Raw genomic sequence first — 22,143 nt, 5'->3', positions numbered from 1 at the left:
GCCTGAAAATAAAAAGGACAACCCTGACCTTCATACAGCATATTGTGTACGATGAGCTGGGGTGCCCTGGTTGAATTGCTTTGTTAAAATGGTCAGGTAGTAATTAACATAACGATATTAGAATTTAAAAAGCCTGCTTGTCCCTGAGGTGTTTTTTATTGATACCTGTGCTATTTTATCATTAATGAGAATAAATCTGGACGATTGGGAAAGAAACGAACTGCCATAGTAAAATTCCTGTTTAGCCTGGCTGCCATTTTTGTATGTTATAACAGCGCTTTGATCTGTATCATCTAATTTTAACATAGATACTTTAGCATTTAATTGAAAAATCCGAAGCGGCCCTAAATGTTCGCTTGCCGCCATCAGATAATTATTGTTTGCACCCTTTAATTTTACAAGGGCTTTTCCATCTCCAGGTAAATATATCCCACTGCGCGCAATTGATAGGGGCGCAAAATTACCCTTGCCGTTACCCTTCAGCAGTAAGCCATTTAAGGCATCATACCTGCCAATAGAAACGTCGGTGCCAAAATCATTTCCATTGATCAATATATCCAGGTTGCCGTCCGCGTCAAAGTCATCAGCCACCATGCCATTCAAAACAGAAACCTGCGCCTCAATTGGCAGCGGAATTATGGTGAATTTACCCCCGCCATCGTTCCTGAAATAGCAGGACTTCAACTCGGTGGCTTTAAGCCGTAAGGCATTTTTCATTTGATCGGCACTGAGCACATCTTGCATCGTAGCCTCGGCATATGAATGATAATTGGTGAATTTGGCACGCAGGGTTATCATTTGCTTAACAGCATCTTCCCGTACATTTGCCGGGTATTCCCGTTTAATGTCGTCTTTACCCGGCAGGTACAATGATGGAAATGCATCAAACCGGTTTCTCTTGTCAAAGTCGCCTGCTGTAATAAAGGCCGGGGACTCATCGCTGACCTGGTAAAGGGTATTGAGGCCGGTATTACCCACTATGTAATCCATTCTGCCTGTATGCCTGAAATCGCCCGCAACTATTGAGTTCCACCATCCGGTTTTATTGCTAACGCCACTTTGGGCTGTAACGTTAACAAATTTGCCGCCTGTATTTTTTAAGAAAGTTAGCGGCATCCATTCTCCGGCTAATATCAGGTCTGTTTTACCATCGTTGTCAAAATCACTAAAAATGGCATCGCATATCAACCCTATCTTTTTTAAGTCTGGGGCAACTTCATTAGTTACATCTGTGAATTTTACTTTTCCGTTCTTTGTGTCATTTCTTAAAATATAGCTATTCACAGGTTCGGGATATCTCCATGGCTCCACCCGTCCCGAAATAAACAGGTCTAATTTGCCGTCGTTATTATAATCAAAAGCCCTTACACACAACTTACTTTTAAAACAAACCGGCAACGCATCCTTTGCAAGCGTAAAATGGCCCTTGCCGTCATTAATATATAATCGGTCCTGGTATGCCGTATCGTTTGCCGCTGCCTTATAACCACTGCCGGTAATTAGTACATCAGGAAACCTATCGCCGTTTGAATCGAAAATCAGAATTCCGCCATCAAGATAGGCGTGATCATATTTCTTTTCTTCTAAAAGGCCCCGTTGTATAAATGTTCCGTTCTTTTGTTGAAAAAAGATCTGTGCCGGTTCTTTCAAGTTTCCGCCGGCAACTATATCATCTAAGCCATCGCTGTTAATATCGCCGACTGACAGTGCCGGATTATATTCTGAAAGCTTATGCGGCAAAAGCTTTTGAATATTAAAGTCGGCATAATCTGTGTCACGATGTATGTAGTTAATCGCACTTTTGCCCGTGATATTGGTAAATATCGGTGCTTTTGGTTGTTCCGGATTTGCCCATGTATAGATTTGGCCGGCATTATTAATGTTTGCAGCCAAAGTTTGATCGGCAGCTACATTAAAAAAAGTTTGTCTGTATTTGTTCGGCCATCTAACCACTACCGAATCTATGGTTTTGCATTTGCCTAACCCAAAATGTGCTATCGGTTGGATGCTGGTAAGATAGCCCCGGTAAGGGTTGTTTTCATAAACCTGATGTAAACCGTGCTGGTAATATATATCAACAAAGGTTCCTATTCCTTCAAGGTTTTGATCTGGGCCCTTAAACTTTATGTTGAGGTAGTGCTGCACATTTTCGGCGCCCTCGCCGGCGGTATTTTTATAAATTAACGCCTCGTCATTGATGTTATTGATCACAAGGTCCAGTGCGCCGTCATTATTAAGGTCGGCATAGGCTGCACCATTTGAAAATGAGGGGATACCCAGGCCCCAATCCATGCTCACATCCTTAAATTGCAAACCATCCTGGTTACGGAAGCCGTAATTGTGAATTTTGACTGACGGTATCTGTTTAAGAACTTCGCTCTTAGGCGTTATTAAAAATGCATTGGATCTGTAAGCAATAAAATCATGATCTGTAACGTCGCGCGGATAACCGTTGGTAACAATAACATCCCGGTAACCATCATTATCAAAATCGGTTACCATCGGGGTCCAGCTCCAGTCTGTTTGGGCTACGCCGCTTAAAAAGCCAACCTCGCTAAATGCTGGCGGGCCAGCCTGGTTATTTTCCCCCATAGATGGACCCTGGTTCAGCTGTAATGTGTTTCGGACGTATTGATATTGATAACCATAATGGTCGAAATTTTGAATGGTATTATAGCTGCTCGGTCCCGACATCATTTTTTTTCGGTAATTATCGGCAGGGCTCATGTCCAGTTCAAATATGTCGGCCAGCCCATCATTATTAATGTCCTCAATATCCTGGCCCATGGCATTGAACGAGGTATGCTTAAAATACGCCTTCGACTTATCTGTAAAGGTGCCATCATGGTTATTGATGTACAGGATATTGTTAGATAGGAAGTCGTTGGTAACATATATATCTTTCCAGCCATCAAGGTTAATATCAGCTATAGTTGCAGCATGCCCGTAACCTTCAATCTTGATGCCGGCTGCTAATGACACATCTGTAAATACGGGATGCTTAAGTTTCGGGTCCCAATCGTTCCGGTACAATCGTCCCATGCTTCTCCCCGTGCCGCTAATATTAATAGGCCTGAATTGGTTGGGAAACTCAGCGGGGTTAGGCTCGTTAACAGTTAAGTACATGTCAAGGTCGCCGTCATTATCATAATCGAAAAAGCTGGCCATTGTAGAAAATAGTTGAATGTCAAGCCCGTACTCCTTTGCCTCATCTTTAAACACCGGAACACCATCTTTATTAAGCCCCTTGTTTATATACAGCAGGTTTTGTCTTTTTTGTGGATCATTGGCAAACGAATTACATACGTATATATCGGGCAAGCCGTCGTTATTGATATCAATTACAGATGCACCCTTTCCCCATCGGCCCTTGCCATCCACCCCTGCCATTGCAGTAACATCGTCAAACCTGAAGTTCCCCTTGTTGATATATAGCTTATTGGGCACCATATTGCCTACAAAGTAAATATCCTGTAATCCATCGTTATTAAAATCGCCTATACCCACGCCTCCGCCATTATATACAGTGGCGTTATCAATGGGGTTAATGGAGTCGTTTTCTGTGATCAGGTTATTAAACATAATACCCGAGCCGGAAGATGGCACTTGCACAAATAGCGTATGCTTTTTACACGACCAAAGTGATACAGCAATGGTAAAACCTATGAGGAGCCTCTTCATAAAATGTAATTTAAATATAAGAAAAAAGCAGGCGGCTTTTAGGCCGCCCGCTTTCAAATTAACTGCAAAATAAATTAATAGCCTGGGTTTTGATGACCGTTAACTAATGGGTTATTATCCAGTTCGGCTTGAGGTATAGGTAATAATTCGTCTCTGTTGGCATGAAAATTAGCAATCGGCTCGGTAGTGAAATATCCCTTTTTGCGCCATCTTAAAATGTCAATGTTGCGTACTTCTTCATCGCCCAGCTCTACCATTTTTTCGTGCATTAGGGCTTTAATCACGTCGCTTTTTGTAGTAACCGGAAATTGAGCCGTTGGATAAGGAGGCATAGCAACGTCCTGTCTTGCGCGCACCATATTAAGATAGGTTACAGCTCCGGGGATATCACCCAGCTCAATATTGCATTCGGCAAGATTAAGCAGAATTTCCGAATAACGTATAATACGCTGATTGTTTCCGGCAGGGTGAAAGCCTGCCGTAGCAGAACTTTCCTGGTAGATAATCATAAATTTACGCCAGCTGATTTTTTTGGTAACGCCGTTAACCACGGAAGAATTACCGTTTTGATCTCCATCAGTTAATACGCTTTGGCCATTGTTATAAGTATCGCCGCTCTGGTAAACGCTGTATGAAAAACGCGGGTCTGTTTTGGCTGCGCCTGTTGCTGTGTTTTCAAATTCATTCAAATATTTGTTTGAAGGAATGAGGTTTCTCCAGGCAACAGGGCAGTATTCCTGGTTTCTGACTGTAGATTGTGGTTCAGTCGCGCTTTCGCCACCCCAGTTGTAATTATTATCGCCTTTGTCTACAAATACAACTTCGAAAATTGATTCTGAATTAAACTCGGTCGCTAACTCAAAATTATCCAGGTAACGTGCGGTTAAAGAATATCCATCTGCTCCTGAAGTTGGAATTTTAAGAAACGCTGCTTTGGCTCCGGCATAATCGCCTTGTTGCATCAATACCCTGCCCAGCATAGCATTGGCGGCGGAAGCGGTGGCCCGCCCCTTATCGGTAGCCGATTTTCCGGGCAATACTGCCGCGGCATCTTTCAAATCCTGAACAATTTGCGCGTACACTTCACTAACAGATGCACGTGGCTTATAATCGTTTGGACTTTTTGGCACTGTAGTTACCAGTGGAACACCTCCCCACATGCTAACCAGGTCAAAATAAGCCCAGGCGCGAAGAAACTTTGCCTCGCCAATTGATTGATTCTTATCTGCAACATTGTCAGTAACATTGGGCGCATTGTCGGTTACCACGTTGGCGCGGAATATTACTGTGTACCAGCCATTCCAAACCGAGTTCATAACCGAGTTGGTAGGGTCATCGGTATTTTCATACAGTTGTCTGCGCGGAATTTCCAGTTGGCCACCGCCAGGGAACACTTCATCGCTCCTGGTGTCATGCAAATAATACCACTCGCGCGATACGAGGTTGTTTTGATGCATAACAGCGTAGATGGCGTTAACTCCCGCCTTTAGTTGCGCTGCGGTTTTATAATAGTTACCTGTAGTAAGATTATTGGGGTCGGATGTATTTAGCGCTGTTTTTTTACAGGACAATACAATCACCGTTATCGTTAATAAGATAATGGTTGACAATAAATAAATTTTTCTATGTTTCATAATATATCAATTTAATGATTGTTAAAATGTTGCCTGTAAGCCTGCCTGGAACGCTCTTGGCGAAGGATATTGGCCGTAGTCTATACCATTTGTAAGTGTTCCGTTTTTGGAGCCAACCTCAGGATCAAGCCCGGTGTATTTTGTAATCGTGAACAGGTTTGTGGATGATAAATAAAACCTCACTTTGCTTACATGACCGTCAGTGGCCGATTTAAGCCAGGCTGTAGGCAAATTGTAGCCAAGCTGAAGGTTTTTTAAACGAAGGTATGAGCCGTTTTCTACCCAGCGCGACGAAGGCCTTACGTTGCCGTTAGGGTCGCCGGAAATAGCCCTCGGGATAGTAGTATTGGTATTGTTGGGTGTCCAGGCCTTAAGCACGTTAACTCCGGAGTTAAATAACCTTGGCATACCTTCAAGAATGATTTTTTCGGCATTAAATATTTTATTGCCGTAAACACCCTGGAAAAACAAAGCAAGGTCGAAATTTTTATAATTCGCCGAATAATTTAACGAATAGGTAAACTTAGGGAGGTAACTGCCCAGGTTAACCCGGTCATTGGCATCTATTTTACCGTCGTTATTGATATCCTTAAATTTAATATCGCCTGGCGCTGCATTGGTTTGAGTTGCGTGACCGCTTACATCAGCTGCATTTTGGAATATGCCTTCTACAACATAACCATAAAAATACTGGATAGATTGACCAACTACGGTGTTAGTAATCGGCCCGCCGCCACCGAAATCCGCATCGCCGCCTGCCACTATCGAACCGTTTGCGGTTCCTGTCAATGAGGTAACTTTATTTTTGTCTAAACCAAACACACCGGTTATATCAAATTTAAAGTCTCCGCTTGATTTATGGTAACCTGCGGTAAATTCAATACCTGTGTTTTGCATAGAGCCAACATTTGCAACCGGTGCACCAACGCCATCGCTTGGCGGTACAGGTACGGTTAAGATCAGGTTATTGGTCCTTCTCTTATAAACTTCCGCCGATAACGTAAACGTGTTTTGAAGTAAGCCAAGGTCAAGACCAATGTTTGTTGATTTGGTTATTTCCCAGTGAAGAAAATAATTACTTAATGCACTATAATAAGATCCGTTACCAGAGTTAGCACCAGTTGCCAAATTGCCAAAAGGGTACGTTGTGCCACCCGCAGAAACATTTGATACGTAAGGATAATTCCCCAACACAGTTCCATTTATCCCGGTAACGCCGTAACCGGCCCGTAGTTTTAATTCGCTGATTGTTTTAGAATTCTTCATGAAATCTTCCTGGTCAACCTTCCAGCCTACTGAAGCCGCAGGGAAGTTTTCATATTTGTGACCGGGGGCCCAAACTGACAAGCCATCGCGACGTATTGAACCGGAAATTAAATATTTCCCTTCAAAATCATAACCCACCCGGCCTACTAATGAATGCAGCACGTTGGTGCCATAAGTATAATTGGTGGTGATGTTGGTGGCGTTGTTAAGTGTGCGTATAATGTTGTTATTTTGATTACCAAAAGAGTTTTGGCTGTCACTACGGTTGGTTTGCACTTCGTAAACTGCCACAGCCGAAACGTGGTGTTTGGCGAAGGTCTTGTCGAAAGTTAATTGCTGAGTATAAAGCGTAGTAGTGCTGGTGCCGGTATTTTCGGTTATTGACGCAAGCGGGCTGCTTGAAGTACCCCCGTCGTTATATATAGGAGTGTATTGTTCCTGCCTGTTTGTTCCGTAATCAATCCCGTAAGTAGAATTGAATTTTAACCATGGAGTAAACTTTACGGTTAAATAAGCGTTGCCACGTATTCCGAAACCAAAATTACGGTTCTCGTTAATTAAAGCCTGTTCAATCGGGTTAACCGGGTCGGCGCCGTCAAAACTGTTTTGAGGGCCAAAAAAACCGCCAGGATTGTTTGGATTGTAAATAGGTATGTATGGCTGCATCCTTACCACATTGGTAATAGGCGTTCTGTTGCCCGGGGGGATTCCAAAACGTTGACGGGTTACCGAAACATTGAATGTTTCGCCGATGGTAATAAATTTATTCACATTATGATCAGAATTCATACGGTAGTTTTTCCGGCTGAAACTTGTACCTACGGTAATGCCATCCTGATTAAAATAACCGGCGGATGTAAAAAAATGTGAGTTCTCATTGCCACCGGTTAACGAGACATTATGCTGTTGCAAAACTCCTTTTTGGAAATAAGCGCTCTGCCAGTCTGTGTTGGTTTGGGCGAATGTTTGCGAAGAACCCGCATAAATAGGCAGATTAAAGTTTGCCGGTTGCAAACGTGGCGGTACTCCAATATTGGCAGCTCCGTCTAAAGCTCTTTCGTATTGGACATATTGGTTGGTGTTAAGGAGGTCATATCGTTTAACAACTTCCTGAAATCCCGCGTACGAATCAAAGTTTAACTGAACCTTACCACTGGAACCTTTCCTGGTTGTAATGATGATAACACCGTTAGTTCCTCTTGAACCGTAAATCGCCGCAGCGCTCGCATCCTTAAGTACATCAACTGATTGAATATCTCTTGGATCAAGAGCTCCGATAGAACCCGGAAAGCCGTCAATAATATACAAGGGATCGGATCCATAACCAACAGAACTCACGCCGCGTATCTGTACAATTGGAGCAGTACCTGGCGAGCCATTGTTGGTAACCGTTAAACCGGCTACCCGGCCTTGTAAAGCCTGATCGACACCGCCAACAGGTAAAGCTGATATTGTTTTGCCGCTTACTGACGAAACAGCGCCGGTTACACTGGCGCGCTTTTGTGTTCCGTAGCCAACAACAACAACTTCACTTAATGATCTGGAATCACTCCTTAACGATACATTAATTACCGATTTGTCGGAAACGGTAACTTCCTTCGAGACATAACCTACAAAACTAAAAACAAGCACCGCCTGGTCATTAGGTACTTCAATACGGAATACGCCATTGACATCGGATCCGACTGCAGTAGTGGTGCCTTTTAAGGTAACGGTTACGCCTGGTAATGCTAAGCCGGTTTCATCGGTTACCTTACCGGTTATAACCTTGCTCACGTTGGCTTTTATCACATCCGTATATGGCAGATTGGCCGGGCCATTAGCCGCAAACGCGGAACTTATAATAGTAATGCTTATAAATACTATTACAACCGTCATTCTCATGAAAGTACTTAGTAAATATTTTTTTTTCATATTTTGGTTTGTTAATTGAAAACATTGGTTTAGAAATTGGTAAGATTTAGCGCTTTTATCAAACATGTTCAGGTATTACATATGGTAGCTTATGGATGGATTACCCTTATTCATAGTTATAGATCATTTGGTTTGATAAAAGATCGGTTTACTTATATTATTGGCTTAACCGGTAGCTGTATCAGGATTGGATTTCTTGGTTACAAGGTAGATAACATGGATGCCGGTGTAGTTTAATGCGGGTCGCAATCTGCAACCGGCAAAACAAGATTTTTGATTTATTTTCTCATAAATATCCCTCATAAAAGGTTCGCAATCGATTGTGAAGCCGGGCCTGTTTGTATAATTCCTGGATACAACTAATTGTAATATACAGGCCGATCAAGATTTATAACTTAATCGAAACATTAACAGAACTTGCCGGTCGGCTTTATTGGTTTATAATTCAGCAGCTATTTAATTAGAATTGTAGCAGCTGTGCAGGAGTAAAATTACTTTTGAAGCAGGTTCACGTAACCAATTTTTTAACATAAAAACACAACATTTGTCAACTTATACCACAATTCTACCATACATACCACAAGTTTTGATTCTGTTGCGTCGTGGAAAGTATCTTTTGTTTAAGTTGATTAGCATACAATTACATTATAATTCATCGCCACCAGATAACAATACAAAGTTCAGTTGCAAAAATTGTGTTGGATTGGGTGGATAACGGATGGCTGGTAGGGCACCCATTTGCCAAATTTTAAAAAATATTGCTGAATTCTTAGTCAAACTCACTTCTTCTCCCCCTTATTTGACCTGTTGCTCCCCCTTGTGAATCTTTACTTAACACTACTTTCGAACTACATTTGGCTAATTTGTTATAAGCTATGAACAATAAGATAGTGTTTTTTTTGTTGGCCTATTGAGCGTTATATCGGTTACCTACAATGCGATAGCACAAATAGATCCTATCTCCAAAGTATGGGTATCAGATCAGCGAAACGGGACTTATAAGAACCCTGTTCTTTATGCAGATTATTCTGTATCAGCAAGCCTGATGTACGCATAGGAGGTTACGCCGATTTTGACTGGCTCAGGATAACGCCATAAATAATAAATAATAGAAATTAATTGTTTCTCCATGATCCATAAGATCACCCTTTTGTTGCTGACTGTTTTTGTTCTGGTTAGTAATTGTAAAGCTCAGTACAGACCTGAAGATCATGTTTACCAGTACAGTGTAAAGGTTGGTACCCGGAATGCTTATTTATGGATACCACCAAATTGCAAACAGGTTAACGGTATAATTATATCCCTGGCTAATTTGCTGGAACGTAACTGGTTGGAGGATTCGCTCATCCGGCGCACGGCTGCGGAGATAGGTTTGGGTATCATTTGGATTGGGTCTGCACAAAGGGGGGATCAGTCTTTAACTGCTGATATGAGACCCGGGATGGAAAAAGTATTTCAGCAAATGATGGATGACCTGGCCATGGAATCGGGTTATCAGGAATTAAAAACGGCCCCGGTTATACCCATGGGGCACTCGGCTAACGGGCATTTTGGCTGGACCTTTGCTAATGCTTTGCCAGGACGTACCATTGCATGCATCCCTGTTAAAACCATGCCGCTTCCAGATTCCCTAAAATTTAAAGGTATCCCGCTTTGTTATGTAGTGGGAGAAACCACCGAGTGGCCGCAATACCGTGTGCCCGACCCCACAACGAAACCCGGAGATCGTGACTTTTACTGGCCCGTGGTAAAGCAAGGCGCTTTAGCCTTGCGCAGCCAGGATGCAGATAATTTGGTTAGCGTAGTAACTGATCCGGGTGGAGGGCATTTTGACTGGTCAGCACACCTGGCAAGATTCATCGCGCTATATATCCGTAAAGCATGTCAGTACCGTTTGCCGCCACCCGGACAGTCGGCTTTAAAACCTATTGAAAGATTATCGGGATGGTTAACAGGTACAGGCGGTATGCAAAAGGATGAGTTTTTACCTGCCCCTTATAAATCATTTAAGGGTAATAGCGCCTATGGATATTGGTTTTTTGACCGGGAAATGGCCATGGCAGCTATGAGATTTGAAGGCGACCGTGTAAAGCGCAAAAGGCAAATGCTTACTTTTATACAAGATGGTCAGTTATTGCCGGTTGCTAAATTGGGTTTTGCGGCCATGAAGTTTGAACCAGGACAAAACGGTGTTTCATTTCAGCTAAAAGGAGGTTTTTTATCGGAAATGCCGCCAGAACTTATTGGTGGTGGCCAAAAATTGGGGCATGCGGCAGGCCCCATTAGTTTTAGGGTAATCACTGGTCCGGCAATACAAACAGGCCCCTCTTCATTCAGATTACAATTTGACCGGTCGGGTATGGGAGGTGATCTTTGGATACAGGAAGAAAATGCAGGCGATGACGAATATCGGCATGCGGTACAACCTGGTAAGATGACTATCCCTGCTAAATTAACAACTGGTAAGCCTCAGGAAATAACATTCCAAAAAATACAAGATGTTAAATATGGTACCAAAGAACTTGCTTTACATGCCACGTCAGATTCGACATTACCTGTGGATTATTATATTATTTCGGGACCTGCATATGTGGAAAATAGTGTCGTTAAATTTACACCTATCCCTGTCAAAAGTAAATACCCCGTAAAGATTAAAGTCGTAGCTTATCAATGGGGGAGGGTAACAGAACCTTTATATCAATCTGCGGAACCGGTTGAACAAACTTTTTATGTAACCAGGCGATGAACCTTATTGGTATATCGGGAAGCACAAGGCAAAAAGTTTTTAGCTATTACAATCATTTAAAATGAACATCTTATAAATTACAATACCATAAATAAATCATGAATTATATAAAAGGAATATGTTTACTTCTATACTGCTTTTTATTACTGTGCTTTGCTGATTTTGCAAAGGCGCAGTTGTTTACACATCCCGGATTATTGCAAAACTCGGAGGATATAGCACGGATGAAAACAGCAATAAAAGAAAAACTGGAACCTATATACAGCGGGTTCCTGGTTCTCCAGGTGCATCCGCAATCGCAAAGCACTTATCACATGCAGGGGCCGATGGAAATGGTAGGCCGGAATCCGACTATTGGGCAGGGTATTTATGATGCAGATGCTAATGCTGCTTATCAAAATGCATTGATGTGGGCGCTTACCGGTCAACAGGCTTATGCTGATAAAGCTATAGCAATTGTTAATGCATGGTCATCAGCATTAAAATCAATTACCGGGCGCGATGCTGTATTAATGGCCGGGCTTGGCCCATTTAAAATGGTGAATGCTGCCGAGATCCTGCGCTATACCCATTCGGGTTGGTCCGCATCAGACATTCAAAATACAGAGAAGCATTTTCGCGAAGTGATATACCCTGTTATCAAAAATTTTGCTCCGTTTGCCAACGGTAATTGGGATGCGGCTGCCATGAAAACCATGATGGCAATAGGTGTTTTTTGCAACGACCGCCCCATATTTGAACGGGCTTTACACTATTATATTGATGGCGCAGGTGATGGAAGTCTGGTTAATTATATTATTAATGACGCTGGTCAATGCCAGGAAAGCGGCCGGGATCAAAGTCATACGCAACTGGGCATCGCCCATTTAGGCGATTGCGCGGAAATGGGCTGGCACCAGGGATTAAACTTATATGCTTATGCAGATAGCCGTTTACTAAAGGGATTTGAATATACCGCCAGATATAACCTTGGGCAGGATGTGCCTTATGCACCCGCAATGGACAAAACGGGTAAATATTTGCATCAGCAGCTATCGTCAGAAGGCAGGGGGAGGCTACGGGCGGTGTACGAACAGATTTATAATCACTACGTAAACCGGATGGGTTTAGCAGCCCCCTATACCCGGCAGGCTGCCGAAAAGATCAGGCCGGAACAGCAGGGGCTACCGGGGGCCGATCATGTGGGTTTTGGAACGCTGCTTTATTCCAGAACGGCATCGGTAAACGGGAAATATGATGTCAATACCATTCCGGCAGCACCGGCGGGTCTGTTAGCTAAAACCTCATTAAACGGTAATACTGTAACCTGGATAGCCGCTGTAGGCGCGGATTATTATACTGTTAAAAGAGCAGGAAATAGAAATGGACCTTATTTGGTTATAGCCAGCCATATCACTCATGCGTTATACCAGGATAATAAAGTGTCAAAAGGGAAAACCTATTATTATATAGTTTCTGCGGCTAATAAATGGGGCAGGGGCGCAACTGCTTATCCGGTTAGCATCACAACGGGTTTCCGGGCAAATTGGGAACAGGCAGATATTGGAGATAACGAAGAACAAAAAAATACCGCGGTTTTTGATGGACAGCAATTTACTATAACAGCAAAAGGGATGGGTATCGACAGCTTACATAATCAGTTTAAATTTATTTACACTGCTTTAAACCGCGATGGGGCCATCACATGCCGGTACGTTCCCCAGGTCAGTTCACAGTTTACTGGTTTTGGCCTGGTTATCCGCGAAGGGTTAACGGTTAATGCGCTGCAGATAGCTTTGATAGTAAAACCTGAACCATCGGGTCAGGCGGAGGCGCCACGCTGGTACACCAGTCTGCTTTCCCGGGAGTTAGCAGGGAATGAAACAAAAACTGTTACATCAAACCAGTTGCTTACCGAGCCGGCAGTTACTTTCAGCCGCCTCACGGGGTATTATTGGCTCTGTTTACAGCGAAAGGGGGAGGTATTCTCCGGCTTCTCTTCAGTTGATGGAAAAAACTGGACAAAAATTGGTTCGGTGACCAGCCAAACAAAGAAATCGTTATTAGCAGGCCTGGCCGTTTCTTCCGGCTCAATAGCAACGCCCACTACCATTAGCTTTGATCAGGTAACTTTGGAGAAATAATCCCATTACTAATTGACCATGACCATGTTTATAATCATTTATAGGTCCAGCGCATAAACTAAGCAGTCATCCGAACATGCCCTCAAATTTGGGACGAGTGCATTTTATTGGCCGGCTATTTTCTTTTTCGTTTTTCCAGCATGTCTGCAATACTTATACCCGAACAGGCAGCGATCAGCGTGGTCAAGGCCGCGGCAGACATTTCGGATTCATCTTTAAAATTGATGCAACCCTTCTGGAATTTAGCATCCGGCAGCAGCTTTTCAAATTGCTGGTGCAGCGAGGGGTTCATGTACATGGGCAGGCAGTGTAACGACATGTAAGCCTTTGCACTGGCCAGCCCGTATTTCATAACGCCGCGTTCCTCGTATAAAATCATTTCTTTGCCCATCATTAGTTTGATGACAGGGATAATTGTTGGGTCGTTCGCTATGATCGCTTCATGCAGTGTAGTCAAAAAGGCCTGCCTTTCTGCGGGTGCATCGCTAATAAATTCCGTAATGCTCATATACTAAGATAAGCAAAACCAATTGATTATATTTAATGAACAAAATACTGCCCAATGAAAAAAGCAATGCCTTTTGACTTCCTGCTGGATTACCTGCCTTCCGGCGTTATCGTTAAGCCGGCTGTGGGGATGTTTTATCTTTATTTCGACGGAAAGATCGTACTGATCTTCCGGGAGACCGAAAAAAATCCGCAGCATAACGGCATCTGGGTATGCACAAAACGGGATGATCACGCCAGTTTGAAGGCGGAAATTGCGGCGATCACCAATTTTTCTTTTGATGAGGGCGAGTCATTTGATACAGCCTGGTTGCTGCTCAGCAACAGCCACGATGATTTTGAAAGTGCCGCCATACAGCTTTGTGAACTGGTATCGCGCAAAGACAAAAGGATAGGCAAAGTGACACCTAAAAGCGTGACTTTATTTAAAGGCTTTTAAAGCACGGTTTTTTGCTTGCGGCACGTTGATTCTTTCCTTGGTCAGCCGGTTAACAACGCCACAATTGATGTTTTATTTAGCCAGGCCAATCACCTTCCCCAAAAAACTGCAGTGTAATCTGGAACACAGTGTCGCCCCCACTTCCAATAATGTCGCCAACCTGCGGTACCTGTTTCATCATGAACAGGCAACACGCCTTTTTAACACGAAGCTTGCCAATGCCAAAATTGCTAACAGTAGTATGGCCCACATGGCTTGTTGCGCTGCTTTATTTACAAAAGCCGAAACAAAATTAGGCGTTTGTGTGGCACGCTCCAGCATCCATGCGATGGCAATTATACCCGAGATAACGGCGCCGCCAACCCGCACGTACTTATAAATTGACGTTTGGCTTAGTAAAATTAACCACGGAATAGTAATTAAAACAACAAACAGCTGCATTACCTCTATACCCAAATTAAAGCCTAAAATACTTAGGGCCATAGTACCTGCGCCCAGGTTAAGGTTAGCTAATATGGATGCAAACGCCAAGCCGTGTATTAAACCAAAGCCCGCTGCTACAAACATTTCTTTCCCCGGAAAAATGGGCTTTATGGCATGGACCGCGGAAACTAAAATGGAAAATGCAATCGCTATTTCTACCGGTTGCGCAGGCAGTTTTAACCAACCTAAGGCGCCAATGAGCAACGTAACAGAGTGGCCAATTGTAAACGAGGTGACAATTTTCAATAACCTCAGGATACTGTATTTTGTGCCGCCAAACTTGCCCCATTGCTTGTTTTTTGTCAATAATGCTGCAGGTAACAGCAAAACTATCAAAAACAGCAAATGATCGGTCCCCTCTTTAATATGCTGCATACCTAAGGCGAACATGCTTTTGAAACCCTTAAACCAGCTTCCCTGTTGCAAATTTATTTCCAATGGGTATATCACATTATCTTTGGTATTCCAGCTGATAACCATGGCATCAGCCGAGGGAGCATTTAAGTTTCCTGTCTCCCAATCGCTGCGGATGGAAAGAAGGGCTGCATGGTTTACAACCTGGTGCATAATAACGTCATAGTCGAGCATAAATTTCCGGGTACTTTCGCCCGGTTGCGGGATGATAATCACGTTGGCAACTACTTCCCAATAATCGATGCCATTTTCAATGTATTTCCCTTTATCCATTCTCAAAGCTACTATTTCAACATTCCAGGGAGCGGTCTTCTTCAAATAAGCGTGTATATGCGCTTTGAGGTATTCTGTTAACCGGGTGCCGAATTTATCAATAAGTGTTTCGGGATTTTTAGAGATGTTGTTGCCAAAAGCAAGTTCCAGTTCTGATAAGGGCATTTGGAGTTCCAGGGCAACCCTGTTCGGGCTTGCATCTAAAAAAACAAGCGTATTGGGCGTTTGATGGGCGCTTGAAATGGTTGGCCTTAATGCTGTAACAGCAAAAACGGATACAAAAATAAACAGCCGCCAACTGTTTTTATGGCGACTGTTTATCGAAAAGATGTTTTGCATAATTTCTATGATTCTTTTTATAAACCTATGTAATCACGGGTATGGTCTCTCATTACAGTGTGGTAGTGAATTCCCGAAAGCACCACACCTGTCTGGCAAATAAATTCTATCCAAACGCTTGGCCCGTCTATCCTCACATAATCGGTATTTGTTGTTAAAAATGAACTGGCGGTACCGGCAACAGCAGATGTATTGCTGGCATAGGTAACGTAAGTACTTGCAAGCTCATTTTGATAAATGGTTGTAAATGCGGCGGCAGCAGTAGCATCCACGTCGTTGATCCATGGCATCATGGCTGCCAGTACTTTTGCCTGTGCAGCAGTGCTAAGCGTGCTAACTTTAATTCCCTGTTTAGTGGTTGGGAAAGTGTTAGTAGTAGAGCCAGGTACCATCAGGCAGTCTGAAAAAGTACTGGATATTTTTGCCGAAGCCAATTCGGTACTTGTGAAAGAACCAAGCATATCCTGCATTGCGGTATGTTCTGATTCCAGCGGGCCGCTATAAGTAGTTCCGCTTAAAGTAAATGAACCTTTAGGCTCTACTCCCTGGTGTAAAGGTGTGATACTGGTAACGACACCCGCATCGTAGGTGATATTTTGTGCGTAATGGTGCCCGCCAATCTGTAACATCCATTTTCCTGTTGTACTTGGGGTGCCCAAAAATGCGATAATATAGTTACCGGAAGAATAGCCGGAAGCAGTTTGCCCCAGGTAATCATCGGCAGCCATAATTTGTGAAAACTCGTCATAACCTTCGCCGGTTGTTGTTCCAAAAGCTGCCGCTGCAACCGCTTTAGCTGCTGCTAATTGTGTGCTGCTTAAGCTGCTAAACGCCAATCCGTTTCTGCATGAAACCCCGCATGGCAGGTTCGACCATCTTTTTGCATTGGTGAGGTTAAGTGTAAGTACAACAGATGATTGCTGCGACGTGCTAAGCGTTGCTAAAAAAGCGTTGGCTAAGCATACTACTTTTGATGCAATGGTGCTTGAAGTAGAGCAACCCGTTGTAGATGTACTTGCTGCATTTACAGTGACTGTGAAACTACAGGTTTGCCCGCCAAAGGTAATTGAAAAAGAAGCGGTACCTGTTGATGTTGGTGTACCGGCAATGGCATATGTGATATTGCCCGCCCCGCTGGCCAGGGTGCCCGCAGCTAAAGTTGCCGTTAGGCCTGTAACACCGGTTGAAGAGATTGCGCTACCTGCGGTATAAGTAGCGCCGTTACCACCAGTATATGGTATGGTGGCACTACCGCTAAATACGGTATTAACAGTTGCAGTTGATGATACCACTGCCGAACCGCAGGTTAAAGCCGAAACTGAAGCGGTTGTGGTTGTTGTGGTGGTAGTTGTTGTTGTTCCATCAGTTGAGCTGCTTTTCTTACAAGCTACCAGGATGCAGACCGTCAGTAGCAAGCCCGACCCTACAGAAAGTATTAACTTTTTCATGATTTAATTAATTTAATATTTTGTTATCGTTTACTTATCCGAAAGTATTGCCAATATTTTGGGGACGATAGATGTTATCGATAAACGGGGCTATTGTGGTGATGAAAGGGCGGCAAGCGGCGATGTTTTATACAAAATATACAACAAGGGATTTGTTTAATCTGAAAAAATAAGCCCGGGAATTGGAGCTGCAACGATAGTTTGGTTAATCAAAAAAGTAAGCATTAAGTAATAACTAATACTTATGTTTTACGGACGCGTTATGTTTAAATATGAACAGATAGCTCATTTTTGCTTGTTTTTAACGGTGATGCGCTAAAAATACCCCCTGTATTTGGCCTGACTACCGCCTTCTTCTTCTTCTTTTTCGGGCGATTTTTATAAAATCTTCAATCGGTAACCATTACCAACCCATTTGCTTCTCTGGATACATCACCGGGGGCTACTTGAAGTTAGGTGTAGGTTGATTCGATGCGAAGATTTGTGCCGACGGGAGGTATGCGCCGGGAGTTTTAACTATTTATATTTAATGAAAAAAAGAATTATCACCCTGTTTTTATTGTTGTTATGTATTACTAACCTTGTAAAAGCCCAACTTATAACCTATAAGGCTCCTGACGGAGCAGCTTTAACAACCGATTTTACTGTAAGAATAAGGCAAAATGGAAAGGAATGGAAAACCGTGCCTACCTATATGGCCAAGGTTGCTAACGTTGTAAATACAAAAAGCGAATATCAGCTTAGCTCTTTTGCTTATTTTGATTTTTCTGGTGTAGTGGAGGTTGCCGTTACTTATAACAGAGGCACTGTGAAGCAAGCCCGGGTGAGGCCGTTGAGTTTTGGCATATCGCCGAAAATACAATCAAATGAAGTTAGCTTTTTTTTGGATAAACCCCGGAATCTTTCCATCGAGATAAACGGCGATATATTTCATAACCTGCAGTTGTTTGCCAATCCGCTTGAAACTTTCCACCCATCGTGGGCCGATACCAGTGTAACCTATTTTGGTCCGGGGATACATCGCATCGGGCTTTTAAAAGCCCGGTCGAACCAAACTATCTATTTAGCAGGTGGTGCCATTGTACAAGGGCAGATACTTATTGATAAAGTAGAGAACGTACGGATCCTGGGCCGTGGAATTTTGACTCAATTGCCCGTTTTACAAAAAACAGACATCAAGAAAATCAGCCCCGCCGCTATACCCGGTTCCCGTAACGACCAGCTGACCATCACGTTTTCAAAAAACGTTGAAGTAAGCGGAATCATTGTTTTGCCACATAAGTACAGTGTGCTTATCGGCCAGTCGGCAGGGGTGAAGATCAGTAATTTTAAGTCGTTTAGCTTTGAAGGAAATGCTGATGGGATTGATGTTTTTTGTAGCTCGGATGTTGCCATCAGCGATATTTTTATGCGAAATTCAGACGATTGTATCGCCATTTATGGCCACAGGTGGAATTATTATGGCAACACCAAAAACATAACTGTTACCAACGCAACGCTTTGGGCAGATGTTGCCCACCCGATATTAATTGGTACCCACGGAGACACCAACAACCCGGATACGCTTGAAAATATGACGTTTAAAAATATAGATATCTTGGAGCAGCACGAGCATCAGATTGATTACCAGGGTTGTATTGCGCTAAATGCGGGTGATAGCAATCTGCTAAACCAATTTAGTTTTGAAAATATCCGGGTAGAAGATTTCAGGGAGGGGCAGCTTGTTAATATCAGGGTAATGTTTAATCACTATTACAATACTTCGCCGGGCAGGGGGATACAAAATATTTATTTTAAAGACATTGATTTCCATGGCCGTCATTCCAATATCTCGGTGATTGCGGGGTATGATAATGACCGCCGTATAAAAAATGTTGTATTTGAAAATTTAAAGATTAACGGTATTGGCATTGCCGATGATATGCCCGGAAAGCCGCCCTATTACAAAACGGCAGATATGGCGAATATCCTCATTGGCGAACATACTGATGGTATACGGTTTATCTCGTCAAAAAATAAATAGCCCTGTTTAATCATCATCATCTTTGTCGGCTTTGCCGGTTAATTTTGCGGGGTAAGTTTTTTTACCTTTTGCGGCGTACCATAAAATGCGGTTCAGCATGTCGTCGTTGCCGCCATCGATGTGGTCAAACTCCGGTTTTGATGATGCTTTGGCAAAATACAAAGCCTGCCCTTTAAGCGCGGCAAGTTTAGGGTTGATGTTATTTAGCGGGATGCGGTTTGGCACAGCGTTGTAAGTGTAGGCAGTTGGCCTGTCGCTAAAGCAGCTGAACATGGGCAGGGCGGTTGCATCAATAATATTCATCGGCGGAATGCCCAATATTTGCTCTATCGACCGTACAACGCAAGTTTGGTTATAGTTGGTTGATACTGTTTTTTGCAGCTGGCTGTACGGACTTACCACAAAGCCTGTTGTACGGTAAGCAGATACGTGGTCCCACCCGGCTTGCGAGTCATCCTCGGTAATAAATATCACGGTGTTTTTCCAGAAACGGCTTTTGGATAAGGCTTCAATAATGCGGCCAAGGGCAAGATCGTTATCGGCCACCATAGCTTCCGGTTTAGGAAGGCCTGGCCGTGTACCTTGCGTGTGGTCGGTTGATAGGGCCATTACCACCAGTTCGGGCAATTCATCGCCGGCTTGTTTTTCATAACCTTTTAGCTCATCAATAAAGGCTGAGGCCCGTATCTGGTCGGTTATTTTCAACTCGTCCGATCCGGGGTAGTTTTGCGATAGCATGGGCCTCACCCTTGATATAGTACTGGTGTTATAAAATTTAAGCGGGATGCCGGCTTTATAATTATTGTACATATCCGTCCAGCTAAGTTTTTCATCATAATGCGGTGCCGAAGCCTCGCCGTAAATCCTTACTTTTTTACCATGGTCGGCGGCATTGTTCCATATAAAGCCTTTCTTATCGTACACCAATGCGTCTTCCTGCACATGGGGGTAGCTGCGGAACCAGGCGCGTACGTTTTTTTCTACATAGTCAGTCACCATGGCGGCATCAGTCCATTGATGCCCTTCGGCCGAGCATTTGCCCGATGCATAGTAGTTATCAAGCAACACAAAATCTTTGGCCAGTTTATGCTGATTTGGGGTGACGCTATCGCCATAAATACACAACGAGGGCATGCCTTTGCCTTGCGGCAAATCGCCTAAAACCTGGTCATAAGTGCGGTTTTCTTTGATGATATACAGTACGTGTTTAAATACCGATGGTTCGCCGATACGATCAGGCATTGGCTTTGGGGCTATGTTTTTGCGCGGCACCAGTTGTGCTATATCCTGCCTGAAGGTTAGGTTAAGCGTTTTAACACGGTTGGTATATGTTTTTAATAACTCATCATCAGGCAATGGAATGATAGATACCGTAGCCTTTTCGTGGTGCGAGTTATAAGCGGTAACATCATCAGGTACCTGCGGCCCGGCTTTAAACTCTTTGGTGCTTACCCTTGATCCTTCGCCTTCCAGGTTGGTTACAAAAAGGGTATTATCAACAACCAGTAAGCCGCCGGGATAAGCCTCGGTAGGGATAAAGCCTTTAACAACTGTTTTGCCCCTGCCATTGGCTGATGAAGTTGAGCCAAGCCGAACTACCGCAACCGCGTTATCAAGCCCGTTGGCAACGTACAATGTATAACCATCGTTGCCGAGGGCCAAAGCGTTTGGCGAATCGCCTATATAGCCGTTTTTATCCTGCATCAACCGTACAGGGATAGTTTCAATCACCTTAAAAGTTGCAGCGTTTATTACGGATACGTTATCGCTGTTGGCATTGGCAACATATAAAAAACGGTTGCTTTTATCGGCTATGATAACATTGGGGTGCAGGCCAACGGAAATTTCTTTCAGCGCATTGCCGCTTGCAATATCAAATACCTGTACGCTCCCGGAACTTGTCGCGCCGGTTTTTGGGTCGATGTAGGTTTTGCCATAAGGCACGCCCGCGGTTTCCCTGCCGGTTGTATCAGTTGGCTCGGCCCCGCCCCAGTTGGTGATGAACAGGCGCTGCCCAACAAGGGCAAGGCCATAGGGCGCTACCCCGGTTGGTTTAGTATAAACAGTTTGGCCGGTGCTTAGATTGATTTTTACAAGCTGGTTGTTGCCGTTTAAAGCCACATATAAATAATCGGTACCTGCTTCATTGTTAATAACCAGTTCATTGGGTAATGCCAATGGTGATGGCGAAGCTGGTTTAAATTCAAATGCGTTTTTAATACTGATATCTTGTCCGTTCCATATGGCTTGCATCACAAATGATTTATGCGAATCGCCATTGGCGGCGCTCCAGAAAATCTGTATTTCTGTGCCATTTTTATGGACTTTTAATCCCGAGTAAGTGCTCATCAGGCCGCCGTATTGTTTATCCTTGTTATAAGTCCATTGTGCTATAACCTTGCTGCCAACCGAATCTATGAGGGTAATGCCGTACCGGTCTTCAACGGCTAAAACCGAGGTTCCGGGGATCAGTTTGATATCAAGGCTATGGTTTTCAAAATTGGGATCGCCAAAGCGCACCACTTTGCCGGCAGGGTCAATCAGCCGGTTATAAGGCATCATAACAGGCAATATCTTATTGTTTAAGGTGCTATCGTCATACGTGCTGTGCATATTGGTTTGTTCCTGGTTGCCGCTGGCGCCATCGGTTATAACCGAATGACAGGCAGAAAACATCGCGATCAATAAAGCACAAAAAGATAATGTAGATATTTTCATAGTAAAAGATGTTCTGGATGATAGAGGCCTTTCAGCGCTAAAGATTTTGATATATTATGCACTTCCGAGGCATGTAGCGGAGTCATCGACTTATCGGTGCGCTTTCTGTTTCCAAACAAATTGCTCATATTTATG

11 protein-coding genes are annotated in these 22,143 nt (G+C 43.5%); 4 read left to right on the top strand and 7 right to left on the bottom strand.

Annotated elements, in window-relative coordinates; all coding sequences use genetic code 11:
• Window positions 1-117 precede the first annotated feature (117 nt).
• From AC1RM2_RS31935 to AC1RM2_RS31925, 3 genes are all read right to left on the bottom strand, one after another.
• Complete coding sequence (locus AC1RM2_RS31935) at window positions 118-3,681, bottom strand: VCBS repeat-containing protein (RefSeq protein WP_492989176.1); 3,564 nt, start codon at window positions 3,679-3,681, stop codon at window positions 118-120.
• Between the two features lie 74 nt (window positions 3,682-3,755).
• Window positions 3,756-5,315 (bottom strand): RagB/SusD family nutrient uptake outer membrane protein, encoded by a 1,560-nt coding sequence (locus tag AC1RM2_RS31930; protein ID WP_492989175.1) that lies wholly within the window; start codon window positions 5,313-5,315, stop codon window positions 3,756-3,758.
• A gap of 21 nt (window positions 5,316-5,336) precedes the next feature.
• On the bottom strand, window positions 5,337-8,495 hold the full coding sequence (locus AC1RM2_RS31925; RefSeq protein WP_492989174.1) for a SusC/RagA family TonB-linked outer membrane protein: 3,159 nt from the start codon (window positions 8,493-8,495) through the stop codon (window positions 5,337-5,339).
• 1,129 nt (window positions 8,496-9,624) lie between these two features.
• Here AC1RM2_RS31925 and AC1RM2_RS31920 point away from each other — a divergent pair.
• Together AC1RM2_RS31920 and AC1RM2_RS31915 are read left to right on the top strand one after the other, a co-directional pair.
• Complete coding sequence (locus AC1RM2_RS31920) at window positions 9,625-11,241, top strand: hypothetical protein (protein ID WP_492989173.1); 1,617 nt, start codon at window positions 9,625-9,627, stop codon at window positions 11,239-11,241.
• 98 nt (window positions 11,242-11,339) lie between these two features.
• On the top strand, window positions 11,340-13,364 hold the full coding sequence (locus AC1RM2_RS31915; protein WP_492989172.1) for an alginate lyase family protein: 2,025 nt from the start codon (window positions 11,340-11,342) through the stop codon (window positions 13,362-13,364).
• A 115-nt stretch (window positions 13,365-13,479) separates the two neighbouring features.
• Here AC1RM2_RS31915 and AC1RM2_RS31910 read toward each other — a convergent pair whose 3' ends face one another.
• Window positions 13,480-13,872: a hypothetical protein gene (locus AC1RM2_RS31910; RefSeq protein ID WP_492989171.1), complete on the bottom strand. Its 393-nt coding sequence runs from the start codon at window positions 13,870-13,872 to the stop codon at window positions 13,480-13,482.
• A gap of 54 nt (window positions 13,873-13,926) precedes the next feature.
• On the opposite strand from AC1RM2_RS31910, the gene AC1RM2_RS31905 reads away from it, so the two are divergent.
• A complete protein-coding gene (locus AC1RM2_RS31905; protein WP_492989170.1) occupies window positions 13,927-14,310 on the top strand; it encodes a hypothetical protein in 384 nt (127 codons plus the stop codon).
• Window positions 14,311-14,487: 177 nt separating this feature from the next.
• Here the strand turns inward: AC1RM2_RS31905 and AC1RM2_RS31900 are convergent, their stop codons facing one another.
• Window positions 14,488-15,819, bottom strand: coding sequence for a HupE/UreJ family protein (locus AC1RM2_RS31900; RefSeq protein WP_492989169.1), 1,332 nt, complete (start codon window positions 15,817-15,819; stop codon window positions 14,488-14,490).
• Window positions 15,820-15,836: 17 nt separating this feature from the next.
• On the bottom strand, window positions 15,837-17,267 hold the full coding sequence (locus AC1RM2_RS31895; RefSeq protein ID WP_492989168.1) for a DUF3500 domain-containing protein: 1,431 nt from the start codon (window positions 17,265-17,267) through the stop codon (window positions 15,837-15,839).
• A 529-nt stretch (window positions 17,268-17,796) separates the two neighbouring features.
• Between AC1RM2_RS31895 and AC1RM2_RS31890 the strand changes: the two genes are divergently transcribed.
• Window positions 17,797-19,290 carry a glycosyl hydrolase family 28 protein gene (locus AC1RM2_RS31890; protein ID WP_492989167.1) on the top strand — a complete coding sequence of 498 codons (1,494 nt, stop codon included), beginning with the start codon at window positions 17,797-17,799 and terminating at the stop codon, window positions 19,288-19,290.
• Window positions 19,291-19,296: 6 nt separating this feature from the next.
• Here AC1RM2_RS31890 and AC1RM2_RS31885 read toward each other — a convergent pair whose 3' ends face one another.
• On the bottom strand, window positions 19,297-22,008 hold the full coding sequence (locus AC1RM2_RS31885; protein WP_492989166.1) for a YncE family protein: 2,712 nt from the start codon (window positions 22,006-22,008) through the stop codon (window positions 19,297-19,299).
• Window positions 22,009-22,143: the final 135 nt, after the last annotated feature.

The organism is Mucilaginibacter sp. GW822-FHT03E02 (assembly GCF_058801545.1).
Note: the sequence above shows the minus strand (reverse complement) of the source record. Positions and strands in the feature narration are given on the sequence as shown.